We start from the raw sequence: 15,520 nt of genomic DNA, 5'->3' as shown, positions 1-15,520 counted from the left end.
GGTGTCTCTCGTTTAACGTAAGGGGATGCGCTGGCCGGGAGCGATGGCGTAGGCGTCACGCAGCGCGTGGTAGACGTAGTGCTGGGCGTGCTCCAGCGCGATGGCGGTCGGCAGGCCGAGCGCCAGTTGTGCGGCGATGGCCGAGGCCAGGGTGCAGCCGCTGCCGTGAAAAGCGCCATCAATGCGCGGCCAGCGCCATTCGCGGTGGCAGCCGCCATCGCTGGCGGACGGCGCGGCGGTAATGGCGAGGCCGGCGCGCGCGGGCTGGTCGCCGTGGGCGGCAGCGGTGGTGAGGCTGACGCGCGCGGGCGGGCCGTCGTGGGCTGTGGCGTGGCCGGCGGTGGCTGTCGCGCGGGCGGTGGGGGGGCCGGGGGCGTACCAGCGGTTGACGACTTCGTCGCCGTCGCCGTGGCCGCCGGTGATCAGGACGTGGCGGCAGCCGCGCGCGCGCAGGGCATGCGCCTGGGCGTCTGGCCGCGTGGCGTCGGAGAGCGCTTGCGCTTCGGGGCCGTTGGGCGTCAGCACGGTGGTCAGCGGCAGTAGCGGCGCCAGCGCCTGCGCCGCGTCGTCGCGCGACAGCAGGTCGCCGTGGCCGCTGGCCAGCACCGGGTCCAGCACCACGGGTAGATCTGGCGCGGCCAATGCAGGCAGCAGACCAGCCGGTGCCGCACCCGGCGGCGCGTGGGCCATCGCTTGCCGCTCGCGCAGCCAGGCGATGAACTCCGCGATCGCCCGCGCGTTGGCGGCGCTGCCGGTGATGCCGATCTTGACCGCGCTGATGGCCACCTTGTCCGCCAGGACCCGCGCCTGGCGCAGCACCAGTTCCGCGTCCACCGGCTGCACGCCGTAGACGCGGTCATTGTCCTGCACCGTCAACGCCGTGCACACCGTGAGCGCGTGCGCGCCCTGCCCGGCGATGGCGTGCGCGTCCGCCGTCAGCCCGGCGCCGCCGGACGGATCGAGTCCGGCAAACACCAGCACGCACGGCCGCGACTCGACCACCGTCATGCCAGCCGGCCCGCCATCGGCGATGACGGCGACGCCGCGAACTTGCGCGCAATGCGCCCGGCCAGATAGGCCTCGCGCCCCGCCTGCACGCCCAGCTTCATGGCGCGCGCCATGCGCACCGGATCGCGCGCACCGGCGATGGCGGTGTTCATCAGCACCCCGTCGCAGCCCAGCTCCATCGCAATCGCCGCGTCGGACGCGGTGCCGACGCCGGCATCCACCAGCACCGGCACCTTGGCCTGCTCGATGATCAGCGACAGGTTCCATGGATTCAGGATGCCCATGCCGGAGCCGATCAGCGACGCCAGCGGCATCACCGCCACGCAACCGGCATCCTCCAGCATGCGCGCCTGAATGGGATCGTCGCTGCAGTAGACCATCACGTCGAAGCCATCCTTGACCAGCTCGCGCGCGGCGAGCAGCGTTTCCGGCATATTGGGGAACAGGGTCTTTTCATCGCCCAGCACCTCCAGCTTCACCAGCTTGTGGCCGTTCAGCAGCTCGCGCGCCATCTGCAGCGTGTAGATGGCGTCCTGCGCGTTGTAGCAGCCCGCGGTATTCGGCAGGATGGTGTAGCGCGACGGCGGCAGCACGTCCAGCAGCGACGGCGCCTTCGGGTCCTGGCCGATGTTCACGCGGCGGATCGCCACCGTGATAATTTCCGCCTCGGCGGCGTCGGTCGCCTCGCGGGTTTGCTGCAGATCCTTGTACTTGCCGCTCCCCACCAGCAGGCGCGATTGATACTGTTTGCCCGCAATCGTCAAAAAATCGTTCATCACATATCCTCAAAAAATCCACCCCGCACGCTTTTGCCACGACACCAGCGTCACCACTTAGGGGTCTGACCCCGTACGGGGTCAGACCCCGCCTGGCCGTGCGGGGTGAAAGAAAAATCAACCGCCGCCAATCGCGCGCACGATATCCACCTTGTCCCGCGCCAGCAGCACGCGCTGCGGCCACTGCTGACGCGGCACCACATCGCGATTGACCGCCAGCGCCAGCGCCTGCCCGCCCAGCGCCAGCGCCGCGATCAGCTGATCCAGCGTCTGCCGCTCCGGCACCATGTGCGGCGCACCGTTCAATTCAATCTCGATCATGATTCAGGCCTTGCTGTACAACTCGGCGCCGTTCTTCATGAACTCCACCGCCTTGACCTGCATGCCATCCTCCGCATACGCGCGCACCTCCTGCGTGATCTTCATCGAGCAGAAATGCGGACCGCACATCGAACAGAAATGCGCCACCTTGGCCGAATCCTTCGGCAAGGTCTCATCGTGGAATTCGCGCGCCTTGTCCGGGTCCAGGCCCAGATTGAACTGGTCCTCCCAGCGGAACTCGAAGCGCGCCTTGGACAGGGCGTTATCGCGGATCTGCGCGCCCGGATGGCCCTTGGCCAGATCCGCCGCGTGCGCGGCGATCTTGTAGGTGATGATGCCGTCCTTGACATCGTTCTTGTCCGGCAGGCCAAGATGCTCCTTCGGCGTCACATAGCACAGCATGGCCGTACCATACCAGCCGATCTGCGCGGCGCCGATGCCGGAGGTGATGTGGTCATAGCCCGGCGCGATATCGGTGGTCAACGGCCCGAGGGTATAGAACGGCGCCTCGTGACACTGTTCCAGTTGCAGGTCCATGTTCTCCTTGATGAGCTGCATCGGCACATGGCCCGGACCTTCGATCATCACCTGCACATCATGCTTCCAGGCGATCTGCGTCAGCTCGCCCAGCGTGCGCAACTCGCTCAGTTGCGCCTCGTCGTTGGCGTCATAGATGGAGCCCGGCCGCAGGCCATCGCCCAGCGAGAAGGACACGTCATACGCCTTCATGATCTCGCAGATCTCTTCAAAGTGCGTGTACAGGAAGGACTCCTTGTGATGCGCCAGGCACCACTTGGCCATGATCGAGCCGCCGCGCGAGACGATGCCCGTCATGCGTTTGGCCGTCATCGGCACGTAGCGCAGCAGCACGCCGGCGTGGATGGTGAAGTAATCGACGCCCTGCTCCGCCTGCTCGATCAGCGTGTCGCGGAAAATCTCCCAGGTCAGGTCCTCGGCCTTGCCGTTGACCTTCTCCAGCGCCTGGTAAATCGGCACGGTGCCGATGGGGACCGGCGAATTACGGATGATCCACTCGCGCGTTTCGTGGATATGCTTGCCGGTCGACAGATCCATCACCGTGTCGCCGCCCCAGCGGATCGACCACGTCATCTTCTCCACCTCCTCGCCGATCGACGAGGTCACCGCCGAGTTGCCGATGTTGGCGTTGATCTTGACCAGGAAGTTACGGCCGATGATCATCGGCTCCACCTCCGGGTGGTTGATGTTGGCCGGGATGATGGCGCGGCCGCGCGCGATCTCGTCGCGCACAAACGCCGGCGTGATCTCGGCCGGAATACTGGCGCCATACGCCTGGCCCGGATGCTGGCGCCCCATCAGCTCCGCCAGCCGCTGGCCATTGGGACCGGATGCCTTCAGGCTGGCGATGTACTGCTGGCGGCGCAGGTTCTCGCGGATGGCGACGAATTCCATCTCCGGCGTGATGATGCCCTGGCGCGCATAGTGCATCTGCGTGACGTTGCGGCCAGCGCGCGCGCGGCGCGGCTGGCGGTGCAGATTGAAGCGCAGCTCCGCCAGCGCCGGATCGGCCAGGCGCGCCTGGCCATATTCGGACGTCGGGCCGTCCAGCGCCTCGGTGTCGCCGCGCTCCAGTATCCACGGCAGGCGCGGCGTCGCCGCCAGGCCGGAACGGATGTCGATCGTCGCATCGGGATCGGTGTACGGGCCGGAAGTGTCGTAGACATACACCGGCGGATTGACCTCGGCGCCGAACGAGGCCGGCGTGTCGGCCTGGGCGATCTCGCGCATCGGCACGCGCAGGTCGGCGCGGCTGCCTTGCACGTAAATCTTGCGGGAGTTGGGAAGTGGCTGTATCGCGGCCTGGTCCACCGTGGCGGTGGCGGACACGAATTTGAGATGGGCGTTCATTTGGCTCCTTTGTTGGGCTACAGGAGCCAGCAAAGGAGGTGGGACGGCAACCCGCACCATGGGTGCGCGCGTACATCCTGAGCTTCCCTTCGCTGGCATTATCCAGATCAGGTTCGGAGGGTATTTCTCACCCGCGCCATACAACCGGCGCAGGACCCCTAGCGTTCGCCGCCTCGCGGCAGCGCGTCGATTATAAACGCCTTGCGCGCAAAGTGGCAAAAATCCGACAAGCGCGGGCCGGCACTCAGGTATAGTGCTCTCATGCTACAAAGCAATGCCGATCCCTCCCCCGCCCTCCTGGCGCGCCGCGCGCGCGTCGCCGCCACGCTGTGCCTGATGCTGAGCCTGCTGAGCCTGCTGAGCCTGCTGAGTCCGCTTGCGCCGGCGCGCGCCGAATCGGCCGCGACCGCCGCACAGGCCGAGCGCTGGGCCGGCATGAGCCACACCTCGTTCAAGCACACCGTGCACGCCGACCTCGGCAGCGGGCTATGCTTCGCCCAGGACCGCCACGGCTTCCTGTGGATCGGCACCCAGGCCGGGCTGGTGCGCTGGGATGGCAACCGCCCGCTCAAATACGTGGCCGACGCGCGCGAGGACGCGCTGCCGGACAACTACATCATCAGCCTGCATCTCGACAGCCAGGGCCGGCTGTGGGCCGGCATGAACTCCGGCGGCCTGGCCCGTTACGACGCCGGGCGCGACAAGTTCGTCCGCTACCGCGCCAGCCCGACCGGCCTTCGCGACCCGCGCGTGGCGGCCATGGCCGACGACGGTCAGGGCGGCCTGTGGATCGCCACCGGCAGCGGGCTTGACCATCTGGGCGCCGACGGCCGCTTCACCCGCCTGGGCGACGCCTATGGCGCCGCCACGCTGCCCGACAGCGGCATCGACGCGCTGCTGCGCGACGCCGACGGCGCGCTGTGGGCCGGCACCCGGCGCGGCCTGTTCCGCCTGCGCCGCGACCAGCCGGCGCAAGCCATCCCGCTGGGCGGCAAAGCCGGCCTGCCGATCAACAGCCTGCTGCACGACAGCGCCGGTCGTCTGTGGATCGGCAGCCGCAACAACGGCGCCTTCGTGCTGGCGCCCGGCGCCGCCGCCGCCACGGCGGTGGCCGAGAGCGGTCCGCAGCCGACGCTGCACAACGAACGGATCTCGTCCATCGTTGAGGCGGCGCCTGGAGAAATCTGGTTCGGCACCGACGGCGGCACCGGCGGCATCGTCATCCTCGACGTGGCGCGCCATAGCACGCGCCGCATCCGCCACCGCAGCGACACGCCGGACAGCCTGGCCGACAACGACGTGCTGGCCATGTTCCGCGAACGCAGCGGCATCATCTACACCGCCAACATGGTCGGCATCAGCCAGCACGCGCCGCAGCCGCCCGCGGTGGCCACCATCCGCCACCTGGCGCCCGGCCGCGGCGGCCAGCTGAGCGTGACCAGCGTGATGGACGCGGCCGACGGCAAGCTGTGGCTGAGCATGATCAGCGGCGGCGTCGAGCTGATCGATCCCCACCACGGCTACAGCGGCCAACTGGCGGCCAACGCCGGCCTGCCGCCGGGCCGCGTGCTGACCAGCGTCGCCGGCCCCGACGGCGAAACCTATCTGGGCACCCAGCACGGCCTGTTCCGCATCGACGCCGGCCAAAGCCGCGCGCGCCACATCACGCTGCCGCCGCGCGACGAGGAGGAGGTCTGGGCGCTGGCCATTCGCGGCCGCACGCTGTGGATGGGCGGCATGGACGGCCTGTGGGGGTTCGAGCTGCCGGCCGACGGCCCGCTGCGGCTGCTGCGCCACGAAGGCAAAAGCCTGGGCGATCCGCGCGTGACCACCGTGCTGGCGGCCGGCGACGACGTCTGGGTCGGCACCCGCACCGGGCTGGCGCGGCTGGCGCCGGACGCGGTGGAGGTGATCCCGACCGATCTGAGCACGCCGGACCGGCTGCCGCCCGGCTATGTGTCGTCGCTGCTGATCGACCGCCAGGGCCGGCTGTGGCTGTCCAACTTCGGCACCGGCATCGTCATCCTGGAGCGCACCGACGCCGACGGCCGGCGCCGCTTCCGGCGCCTCGGCATCCGCCAGGGCCTGCCCGACAGCGGCGCCAACAAGCTGCTGCAGGACCAGCAGGGCATGGTCTGGGCCAGCACCGACGCCGGCCTGGCGCGCATCGATCCGCGCACGCTGGCGATCCTGCCGCTCGGCCCCGGCGAGGGGGTGCAGGTCGGCACCTACTGGGCCAACTCCGGCGCCGTCACCGGCGCCGGCGAACTGGTGTTCGGCGGCCTGTCCGGCCTGACGGTGGTGCGGCCGCAGGCGCTGAGCGGCTGGCACTACCAGCCGCCGATGGCGGTCACCCGCATCCTGCTGAACGACAAGGAAATCCCGGTCGGCCCCTACAACGCCGGCCTGGGCGCCAAGGCGCCGCCGCTGACCGTGAGCACCGCCGCCCGCGAGCGCGGTTTCTCGGTGGAATTCGCCGCGCTCGACTACTCGGCGCCGGAGCGCAACCGCTACACCTACCAGCTCAAGGGCTTCGATCATCACTGGGTGCAGACCGAGGCCAGCTCGCGCCGCGCCAGCTACAACAACCTGCCGCCGGGCGACTACGTGCTGCAGCTGCGCGGCTCCAACCGCAACGGCGACTGGGCCGAGGCGCTGGAGGTGCCGGTGCGGGTGCTGCCGGCCTGGCACCAGCAGCCGCTGGCGCGGGTGGCGATGGTGGCGCTGGCACTGGCCGCCGGCGCCGGCCTGATCCAGGCGCGCACCGCCTACCTGCGGCGCCGCCAGCGCGAACTGGAGGCGATGGTCGAGGCCCGCACCGCCGAGCTGCGCGCCACCCAGGCGCAGCTGGAGACGCTGGCCTACGGCGATCCGCTGACCGGCCTGGCCAACCGCCGCCTGTTCACCGACGACCTGCGGCGGCTGGTGGCGCAGGGCGAGCGCGGCGGCGGCGCCTGCGCGCTGCTGCTGGTCGACCTCGACCACTTCAAGCCGGTCAACGACACCCACGGCCACGACGCCGGCGACGCCCTGCTGGCGGCCACCGCCGAGCGCCTGCGCGCGGCCGTGCGCGAGGCCGACCGGGCGTTCCGCCTGGGCGGCGACGAGTTCGCCGTGCTGCTGAGCCAGCCCGCCGACAGCGCCGCGCTGGCGCCGGTGTGCGCGCGCATCCTGGCCAACCTGGCCGCGCCGCTGCCGCACGGCGACGCCGTCATCCAAATCAGCGCCAGCATCGGCGCCGCCATCTACCGCGACGGCGACAGCCACGAACAACTGTACAAGCGCGCCGACCTGGCGCTGTACGCCGCCAAGGCCGCCGGCCGCAACACCTGGCATCTCAGTCCCTGAACACCGGCGCGGTCTCGCTCATGGCGGCCGTCATGGCCGTTTGCAGGTCGGCCGACAGCAGCATGGCGGCGTTCCACGTGGCCACGTAGTTGAGGCCGTCGGCGACCGAGTGGTCGCGCGCATAGCTGATCATTTCCTTGACACCGCGCACCGCCAGCGGCGACCTGGCGGCGATCTGCTCGGCCATCGCGCGCACGCCGGCGCGCAAGGCCTCCGGCGTGTCGAACACGCGGTTGACCAGCCGCATCTCCCTGGCCTCGGCAGCGTCGAACTTGCGCGCGGTGTAGGCCAGCTCGCGCGTGATGCCCTCGCCGACCAGGCGCGGCAGCCGTTGCAGCGTGCCGACGTCGGCCACCATGCCGATGTCGATTTCCTTGATGGTGAACCAGGCGTCGGCCGAACAGTAGCGCATGTCGGCGCAGCAGATCAGGTCGATGCCGCCGCCGACACAGGCGCCGTGCACGGCCGCCAGCACCGGCTTGCGGCAGCGCTCCAGGCTGCTCAGCGTGTCCTGCAAATCGAGGATCACGCGACGCAGGTTTTCGCGCGTGCGGCCATCGCACGCATCACGCACCTGGGCGCCGACGCCCAGCATCATCTGCAGGTCGATGCCGGCGGTAAAGGCCTTGCCCTCGCCCTCCAGGATGGCGACGCGGATGGCCGGCGTCTGGTCGATATGGCGAAAGGCCGCGCGCAGATCGTGCCACATGGCAAGGTTCATTGCGTTCAGCTTGTCCGGGCGGTGGAGGCGGACGGTGGCGATGGCGCCGTCGACGTCCAGGCTGACGGCTTCAAGTGTTGGAATCATGCAAGTCTCCTTTTTTTGTCATTGAAATACGATATATTGTTCTTCGCGGCATGCATATATTCCGATAATAACGAGGAGAATGACATGGCAACACAGTTCAAGCTTAACGGCAAAGCGGTGCAGGCGCAGGCCGAACCGGACACCCCGCTGCTGTGGGTGATCCGCGACGAGATCGGCCTGACCGGCACCAAGTTCGGTTGCGGCATGGCGCTGTGCGGCGCCTGCACCGTCCACCTCGACGGCGAACCGATCCGTTCCTGCCAGACGCCGGTATCGGCGGTGGCCGGCAAGCAGGTGGCCACCATCGAGTCGCTGTCCAAGGACAATTCCCACCCGCTGCAAAAAGCCTGGATCGCGCACGATGTGCCGCAATGCGGCTACTGCCAGTCCGGCCAGTTGATGAGCGCGGCCGCGCTGCTGCGCACCAACAAGAATCCCAGCGACGCCGACATCGACAACGCCATGAGCGGCAACATCTGCCGCTGTGGCACCTACAACCGCATCCGCGCCGCCATCAAGACCGCCGCCGCCGACATGCGCAAGGCCTGAGGAGAGCACCATGACGACCAATCGCAGGGAGTTCCTCAAAACCACCGCCGTGGTCGGCGGCGGCCTGACGCTGGGCGTGTTCCTGCCGGCGCAACTGGACCAGGCCGTGGCGGCCGGCACCCTCCACACGCCCAACGCCTGGGTCCACATCGCCGACGACAACACCATCACGCTGCTGTCGGCGCGCTCCGAGATGGGCCAGGGCGTGTACACCGCCATGCCGATGCTGATCGCCGAGGAGCTGGGCGTGGACATCCGCAAGATCAAGGTGGAGATCGCGCCGGTGGCGCCGGTCTACACCAACGCGCTGCTGGGCGCGCAGATCACCGGCGGCTCGACCTCGGTGCGCGACGGCTGGGAGAAGCTGCGCATCGCCGGCGCTCAGGCGCGCATCATGCTGGTCAACGCGGCGGCGGCCAAATGGAAGGTCGACGCGGCGCAGCTGCGCGCGGCGGACGGCAAGGTCACCGGACCCGGCGGGCGCAGCGCCACCTACGGCGAGCTGGCCGAGGCGGCCTCAAAGCTGCCGGTGCCGGAGAAGGTGACGTTGAAGGAGCCCAAGGACTTCAAGCTGATCGGCAAGCCGACCAAGCGGCTGGATACCGCGCACAAGGTCAACGGCACGGCCGAATACGGCATCGACGTCAAGCTGCCGGGCATGGTGTACGCGTCGCTGGAACAGTGCCCGGTGATCGGCGGCAAGCCGGTACGGGTGGACGCCGCCAAGGCCAAGGCCATGCCCGGCGTGATCGGCGTGGTGCAGATCCGCGACGGCGTGGCGGTGGTGGCCGACTCGTGGTGGCGCGCGAAGAAAGCGCGCGAGGCGCTGGTGGTCGAATGGGACGAAGGCCCGGTCGCGCGCATCAGCAATGCGTCGATGCAGGACGGCATCCGCAACGCCAGGGACGCCACCATCCCGATCAAGAAGACCGGCGACGCCACGGCGGCGTTGAACGGCGCCAGCAAGAAGCTGAGCGCCGAATACTGGTCGCCGCTGCTGGCCCACGCGACCATGGAACCGCAGAACTTCACCGCCTCGTACAAGGACGGCAAATGCCTGGTGATCGGGCCGGCGCAGTTCCAGCAAGGCACGCAGGGCAATGTGGCCAGCGCCATCGGCCTCAAGCCGGAAGACGTGACGGTCAAGACCACCTTCCTCGGCGGCGGTTTCGGCCGCCGGCTGGAATATGACTTCGCGGTGCAGGCGGCCGAGATTTCCAAGGCGGTCGGCAAGCCGGTCAAGCTGGTGTGGACGCGCGAGGACGACACCACGCACGACTTCTACCGGCCCATGGCGCTGCACCGCATGGCCGGCGGCCTGGACGCCAGCGGCAAGCCGGTGGCGCTGACCTTGCAGTTGACCTCGCAGTCGATCACGCAGCGCGCCTTCGGCCTGCCCAAGGGCACGCTCGATCCCTTCATGGCCGAGGCGGCGGTGGTCGGCTACGACATCCCCAACATGACGCAGGAGCTGATCGAGCATGACAGCGGCCTGCGGGTGGGCTACTGGCGCTCGGTCAGCCATGCGCTGAACGCCTTCGCCAACGAGAGCTTCATCGACGAGATGGCGGCGGCGGCCGGCAAGGACCCGTACCAGTTCCGCCTGGCGCTGCTGGGCCAGCAGCCGCGCTTTGCCAAGGTGCTGAAGCTGGCGGCGGAAAAGTCCGGCTGGGGCAAGCCGCTGCCCAAGGGCCACCACCGCGGCATCGCGCTGATGGAAGGTTATGACACCTACATGGCGCAGGTGGCCGAGATTTCGGTCGACAAGGACCAGGCCATCAAGGTGCATCACGTGTGGGTGGCGGCCGACCTGGGCCACATGATCAATCCGGACACGGTGGAGGCGCAGATCCAGTCCAGCATCGCCTTCGGGCTGTCGTCAGCGCTGGGCGCGGAAATCACGCTGGACAAGGGACGGGTACAGCAGACCAACTTCCACGACTACCCGGTGCTGCGCATGAACGAGATGCCGAAGATCGACGTGACGCTGGTGCCGAGCACCGAGAAGCCGGGCGGCATCGGCGAACCGGCCACGGCGCTGATCGGCCCGGCCGTCGCCAACGCCCTGTTCGCCGCCACCGGCAAGCGCGTCCGCCAACTCCCCCTCTCGGCCGAGCACATCCGGTCCGCCTGACGGCAACGGCCCCGGCGAAGCCAACTTCGCCGGGGCCGCATGAGTTAGCGGATAAGTTAGCGGGATTCTCTGTTGTTTGCATCAAAACAATTTTCCGGCCGGCGTGGCGCTATGCTGTGCCGCGTCATTTATAATGGCTGTTTCGCCCAAATTAAATCAGCCATATCATGGAATTAGCCAAGTCTTTCGAGCCTGCCGACATTGAACAGTTCTGGCGCCAAGAGTGGGAAGCGCGCGGTTACTACACCGCCACCCTCGACGCCGGCAAACCTTCTTTCAGCATCCAGCTGCCGCCGCCGAACGTCACCGGCACCCTGCACATGGGCCATGCCTTCAACCAGACCATCATGGATGGCCTGACCCGCTACCACCGCATGCTGGGCCATAACACCGCCTGGATTCCCGGCACCGACCACGCCGGCATCGCCACCCAGATCGTGGTGGAGCGCCAGCTCGACGCGCAGAAAATCTCGCGCCACGACCTCGGCCGCGAAAAGTTCATCGAAAAAGTCTGGGAGTGGAAAGAGAAATCCGGCTCCACCATCACCGGCCAGATGCGCCGCCTGGGCGCCTCGCCGGACTGGCAACGCGAATACTTCACCATGGACGCCGAGCGCTCCAAGGTCGTCACCGAGGTGTTCGTGCGCCTGCACGAGCAAGGCCTGATCTACCGCGGCAAGCGCCTGGTCAACTGGGACCCGGTGCTGGGCACCGCCGTGTCCGACCTGGAAGTGGTGTCGGAGGAAGAAGACGGCTCGATGTGGTACATCAAGTACCCGCTGGCCGACGGCAGCGGCCACCTGACCGTGGCTACCACCCGTCCTGAAACCATGCTCGGCGACGTCGCCGTGGCGGTCGATCCCACCGACGAGCGCTACCAGGCGCTGGTCGGCAAGATGCTGACGCTGCCGCTGGTCGGCCGCGAAATCCCGATCATCGCTGACTCCTACGTCGACAAGGCCTTCGGCACCGGCTGCGTGAAAATCACGCCGGCGCACGACTTCAACGACTACGCCGTCGGCCAGCGCCACAAGCTGGCGATGCCGTCGATCCTGACGCTGGACGCCAAGATCGTCGACGACGCGCCGGCCGCCTATCGCGGCCTGGACCGCTTTGAAGCGCGCAAGAAAATCGTCGCCGACCTGGAAGCCCAGGGCCTGCTGGAAGAAGTCAAGAAACACAAGCTGATGGTGCCGCGCGGCGACCGCACCGGCGTGGTCATCGAGCCGATGCTGACCGACCAATGGTTCGTGGCCATGAGCCAGCCGGCGCCGGAAGGCACCTTCAATCCGGGCAAGTCGATCGCCGAAGTGGCGCTGGAAAAAGTCGCCAGCGGCGAGATCAAGTTCGTGCCGGAAAACTGGAGCACCACCTACAACCAGTGGCTGAACAACATCCAGGACTGGTGCATCTCGCGCCAGCTGTGGTGGGGCCACCAGATCCCGGCCTGGTACGACGACGCCGGCAACATCTTCGTCGCCCGCACCGAGGACGAAGCCAGGGCGCAGGCCGCCGCCAAGGGCATTACCGCGCCGCTGCGCCGCGACAACGACGTGCTGGACACCTGGTTCTCGTCCGCGCTGGTGCCGTTCTCGACCCTGGGCTGGCCGCAAGAAACGCCGGACATCAAGGCCTTCCTGCCGTCGTCGGTGCTGGTGACCGGCTTCGACATCATCTTCTTCTGGGTGGCGCGCATGGTCATGATGACCGCGCACTTCACCGGCAAGGTACCGTTTGAAACCGTGTACGTGCACGGCCTGGTGCGTGATTCGCAGGGCCAGAAGATGTCCAAGTCCAAGGGCAACACGCTGGACCCGATCGACCTGATCGACGGCATCGGCGTCGACGCGCTGGTGGAGAAACGCACCACCGGCCTGATGAACCCGAAAGCGGCCGAGAAGATCGCCAAGGCCACGCGCAAGGAATTCCCGGAAGGTATCGCCGCCTACGGCACCGACGCCGTGCGCTTCACGATGGCCTCGTACGCCTCGCTGGGCCGCAACATCAACTTCGACCTGGGCCGCTGCGAAGGCTACCGCAACTTCTGTAACAAGATGTGGAACGCCACCCGCTTCGTGATGATGAACACCGAAGGCAAGGACTGCTCGGCCTCGGACGCCGACCTGTCGCCGGCCGACAAGTGGATCATCTCGCTGCTGCAAAAGGCCGAGCTGGACGTGGCCAAGGGCTTCGAAGACTACCGCTTCGACAACATCGCCTCGGCCATCTACAAGTTCGTCTGGGACGAGTACTGCGACTGGTACCTGGAAGTGGCCAAGGTGCAGGTGCAAAGCGGCACCGAGGGCCAGCAGCGCGCCACCCGCCACACGCTGCTGCGCGTGCTGGAAGTGGTGCTGCGCCTGGCGCATCCGGTGATTCCGTTCGTCACCGAGGCGCTGTGGCAGGCGGTTGCGCCGCTGGCCGGCAAGACCGGCGACTCGATCATGCTGCAGCCGTACCCGATCGCCAACACCGCGCTGATCGATGAATCGGCCGAGGCCTGGATGCAGCAGTTGAAGGCGCTGACCGACGCGACGCGCAACCTGCGCGGCGAGATGCAGCTGGCGCCATCGCTGCGCGTGCCGCTGATCGTCGAGCCGGGCAACCCGGCCGACAAGGCGGCGATGGAAGGCTTCGCGCCGTATGTGCAGTCGCTGGCCAAGCTGGCGGAAGTGCAGATCGTGGACGCGCTGCCGGATTCGCCGGCCGCCGTGGCCATCGTCGGCACGACCAAGCTGATGCTGAAGGTGGAGATTGACGTCAAGGCCGAGCGTGAGCGTCTGACCAAGGAAATCACCCGCCTGCAAGGCGAGATCGCCAAGGCCAACGGCAAGCTGTCGAACGAAAGCTTCGTGGCGCGCGCGCCGGCCGAGGTGGTGGCGCAGGAGAAGGAACGCGTCGCCAACTTCTCGGCCACGCTGGCCAAGATGCAGGAGCAGATTGCCAAGCTGCCGGCGGCGTGAGCTAAACCCGCACAGCCCGGCGGGGTCTGACCCCGTTCGGGGTCAGACCCCTAAGTGGTACGGCATGCGTAGCGCTTAGCTTGTGGGTCTCAGGCCAGCAGTTCGGCGTAGCGGGCGATGTCCACATTGCCCCCGCTGATGATGATGCCGACGCGCTTGCCCTGCAGTTGGGGTTGCATCCCGCGCGCGGCGGCAAAGCCCAGGCCGCCGGTCGGTTCCACCACCATCTTCATCCGCTCCGCAAAGAAGCGCATTGCCACGCGCAGTTCGTCATCGCTGGCGGTCAGAATGTCGTTCACATCGCGCTGGATGATCGGGAAGGTCAGGTTACCCAAGTGCTGCGTCTGCGCGCCGTCGGCAATCGTCTTCGGCGTGTCGATGTGCACGATGCTGCCGCTGCGGAACGATTGCTGGCCGTCGTTCCCCGCCTCCGGCTCCACGCCGAACAGCTTGGCCGACGGCGACAGCGCGCGCGTCGCCAGCGCCGTGCCGCTCAGCAGGCCACCGCCGCCCAGCGGCGCAAACACATAATCCAGCCGCCCCACTTCCTCGAACAATTCCTTGGCCGCCGTGCCTTGCCCCGCAATCACGTCCGCGTGGTCATACGGTGGAATCAGGGTCAGCCCATGTTTGGCCGCCAGGTCGCGGCCGATCTGTTCGCGGTCTTCCTTGTAGCGGTCATAAATCACCACCTGCGCGCCGTAGCCGCGCGTGGCCGCCACCTTGGCCGCCGGCGCGTCATGCGGCATGACGATGGTGGCCGGTATGCCCAGCAGCCTGGCCGACAGGGCCACCGCCTGCGCGTGATTGCCCGACGAGAACGCCACCACGCCGGCCTTGCGCTGCTCCGGCGTGAACCTGGCCAGCGCGTTGTAGCCGCCGCGGAATTTGAACGCGCCCATGCGCTGGAAGTTCTCGCACTTGAAGAACACCTCCGCGCCCAGCTCGGCGTTGGCGGTGCTGGAGGTCAGCACCGGCGTGCGGTGCGCCACGCCGGCGATGCGTTCGGACGCGGCAACCACGTCTTCAAAAGTTGGCAGTGTCATAGGAATTCCTGTGGTGATTAGCGCGCGTCGTTGTAGACGGTGGCGCGGGAGACGTTGAGATAGGCGGCGACGATGTCCATGGCGCGCCGCACTTCGCTGAGACCGGATTCCTTGAGTTCGCGCATCAGTGCCTTGCGCTCGTCCGCTTTGAGCGCGCGCGGCGTGGTGCCCAGCCGCGCGGCAAACTGGTCGATGCGCTGGCGGATGGCGTCGGCGCCGGCCGGCGCCAGGCTGTCGGCCACGGCGGCGGCCGTGTCAACGCTGCCGAATTGCGCCAGCATGGTGTTGAGGCTGCGGAACACGGTCAGGTCGACATTCAGGCACAGCGCGGCGACGTAGCGCCCTTCGCTGTCCTTGATGCCGATCGAGGTGCTCTTGGCCAGCCGGCCGTCGGGAAAGGTGTTGGGATAGTTGGCGATGACCTGCTCGAAGGCCGGATCGGCCGCGCGCGCGAGGCCGAGTTCGGTCGCCGGTGCGCCCACCACGCGTCCGGACAGGTTGTTGTGGATCGCCAGAATGGCATGCTCGGGCTGTGTCAGGTCGTGCAGCACGACTTCGCAGAACGGCGCCAGGGTTTTGCCCAGCCCGTCCGCGACCTGGCGCATCTGCGCCAGCAGGTTCTGATGTTCCGCAGTAGTTTTCATCTGCACATATTATCTTATTTTAGATAATATGTGCAA

At 67.7% G+C, this 15,520-nt stretch carries 11 protein-coding genes and 1 riboswitch; of the genes, 4 read left to right on the top strand and 7 right to left on the bottom strand.

Features of this window, described 5'->3' with window-relative positions; translation table 11 throughout:
• Positions 1-12: 12 nt before the first annotated feature.
• The 4 genes from FHW58_RS27665 to thiC all read right to left on the bottom strand — a co-directional run bounded on the left by FHW58_RS27665 (position 13) and on the right by thiC (position 3,992).
• Positions 13-1,008: a hydroxymethylpyrimidine/phosphomethylpyrimidine kinase gene (locus tag FHW58_RS27665; RefSeq protein WP_229265492.1), complete on the bottom strand. Its 996-nt coding sequence runs from the start codon at positions 1,006-1,008 to the stop codon at positions 13-15.
• Positions 1,005-1,784, bottom strand: a complete 780-nt coding sequence (locus FHW58_RS25580; protein ID WP_179676008.1) for a thiazole synthase — start codon at positions 1,782-1,784, stop codon at positions 1,005-1,007. The genes FHW58_RS27665 and FHW58_RS25580 overlap by 4 nt, the downstream gene beginning before the upstream one ends.
• 117 nt (positions 1,785-1,901) lie before the next feature.
• Entirely contained in the window at positions 1,902-2,105 is a 204-nt protein-coding gene (gene thiS / locus FHW58_RS25575) for a sulfur carrier protein ThiS (protein ID WP_179676007.1), read from the bottom strand.
• Positions 2,106-2,108: 3 nt separating this feature from the next.
• Complete coding sequence (thiC, locus tag FHW58_RS25570) at positions 2,109-3,992, bottom strand: phosphomethylpyrimidine synthase ThiC (RefSeq protein WP_179676006.1); 1,884 nt, start codon at positions 3,990-3,992, stop codon at positions 2,109-2,111.
• Between the two features lie 67 nt (positions 3,993-4,059).
• Positions 4,060-4,162: riboswitch (TPP riboswitch) on the bottom strand.
• 91 nt (positions 4,163-4,253) lie between these two features.
• Here thiC and FHW58_RS25565 point away from each other — a divergent pair.
• Complete coding sequence (locus FHW58_RS25565; protein WP_179676005.1) at positions 4,254-7,340, top strand: ligand-binding sensor domain-containing diguanylate cyclase; 3,087 nt, start codon at positions 4,254-4,256, stop codon at positions 7,338-7,340.
• On the opposite strand, the gene FHW58_RS25560 is transcribed toward FHW58_RS25565, so the two are convergent.
• Positions 7,330-8,148, bottom strand: coding sequence for a crotonase/enoyl-CoA hydratase family protein (locus tag FHW58_RS25560; RefSeq protein WP_218892881.1), 819 nt, complete (start codon positions 8,146-8,148; stop codon positions 7,330-7,332). The genes FHW58_RS25565 and FHW58_RS25560 overlap by 11 nt on opposite strands.
• An 84-nt stretch (positions 8,149-8,232) precedes the next feature.
• On the opposite strand from FHW58_RS25560, the gene FHW58_RS25555 reads away from it, so the two are divergent.
• The 3 genes from FHW58_RS25555 (at position 8,233) to FHW58_RS25545 (ending at position 13,794) form a co-directional block, all read left to right on the top strand.
• On the top strand, positions 8,233-8,697 hold the full coding sequence (locus FHW58_RS25555; protein ID WP_179676004.1) for a (2Fe-2S)-binding protein: 465 nt from the start codon (positions 8,233-8,235) through the stop codon (positions 8,695-8,697).
• Positions 8,698-8,707: 10 nt separating this feature from the next.
• A complete protein-coding gene (locus FHW58_RS25550; protein WP_179676003.1) occupies positions 8,708-10,831 on the top strand; it encodes a xanthine dehydrogenase family protein molybdopterin-binding subunit in 2,124 nt (707 codons plus the stop codon).
• A 167-nt stretch (positions 10,832-10,998) separates the two neighbouring features.
• Positions 10,999-13,794, top strand: a complete 2,796-nt coding sequence (locus FHW58_RS25545) for a valine--tRNA ligase (RefSeq protein WP_179676002.1) — start codon at positions 10,999-11,001, stop codon at positions 13,792-13,794.
• An 89-nt stretch (positions 13,795-13,883) separates the two neighbouring features.
• Here FHW58_RS25545 and FHW58_RS25540 read toward each other — a convergent pair whose 3' ends face one another.
• Positions 13,884-14,840: a threo-3-hydroxy-L-aspartate ammonia-lyase gene (locus tag FHW58_RS25540; RefSeq protein ID WP_179676001.1), complete on the bottom strand. Its 957-nt coding sequence runs from the start codon at positions 14,838-14,840 to the stop codon at positions 13,884-13,886.
• Between the two features lie 17 nt (positions 14,841-14,857).
• Positions 14,858-15,484 (bottom strand): transcriptional regulator, encoded by a 627-nt coding sequence (locus FHW58_RS25535; RefSeq protein WP_179676000.1) that lies wholly within the window; start codon positions 15,482-15,484, stop codon positions 14,858-14,860.
• Positions 15,485-15,520: the final 36 nt, after the last annotated feature.

Origin of the sequence: Duganella sp. 1224 (assembly GCF_013408245.1) — a bacterium.
GTDB lineage: Bacteria > Pseudomonadota > Gammaproteobacteria > Burkholderiales > Burkholderiaceae_D > Rugamonas.
The sequence above is the reverse complement of the archived record's forward strand: the minus strand, read 5'-3'. Positions and strand labels throughout refer to the sequence as shown.

Coding starts and splice junctions, on each gene's coding strand:
- FHW58_RS27665 (WP_229265492.1), bottom strand. CDS start 1,008: ATGACGGTGGTCGAGTCGCGGCCGTGCGTGCTGGTGTTTGCCGGACTC.
- FHW58_RS25580 (WP_179676008.1), bottom strand. CDS start 1,784: ATGAACGATTTTTTGACGATTGCGGGCAAACAGTATCAATCGCGCCTG.
- thiS (WP_179676007.1), bottom strand. CDS start 2,105: ATGATCGAGATTGAATTGAACGGTGCGCCGCACATGGTGCCGGAGCGG.
- thiC (WP_179676006.1), bottom strand. CDS start 3,992: ATGAACGCCCATCTCAAATTCGTGTCCGCCACCGCCACGGTGGACCAG.
- FHW58_RS25565 (WP_179676005.1), top strand. CDS start 4,254: ATGCTACAAAGCAATGCCGATCCCTCCCCCGCCCTCCTGGCGCGCCGC.
- FHW58_RS25560 (WP_218892881.1), bottom strand. CDS start 8,148: ATGATTCCAACACTTGAAGCCGTCAGCCTGGACGTCGACGGCGCCATC.
- FHW58_RS25555 (WP_179676004.1), top strand. CDS start 8,233: ATGGCAACACAGTTCAAGCTTAACGGCAAAGCGGTGCAGGCGCAGGCC.
- FHW58_RS25550 (WP_179676003.1), top strand. CDS start 8,708: ATGACGACCAATCGCAGGGAGTTCCTCAAAACCACCGCCGTGGTCGGC.
- FHW58_RS25545 (WP_179676002.1), top strand. CDS start 10,999: ATGGAATTAGCCAAGTCTTTCGAGCCTGCCGACATTGAACAGTTCTGG.
- FHW58_RS25540 (WP_179676001.1), bottom strand. CDS start 14,840: ATGACACTGCCAACTTTTGAAGACGTGGTTGCCGCGTCCGAACGCATC.
- FHW58_RS25535 (WP_179676000.1), bottom strand. CDS start 15,484: ATGAAAACTACTGCGGAACATCAGAACCTGCTGGCGCAGATGCGCCAG.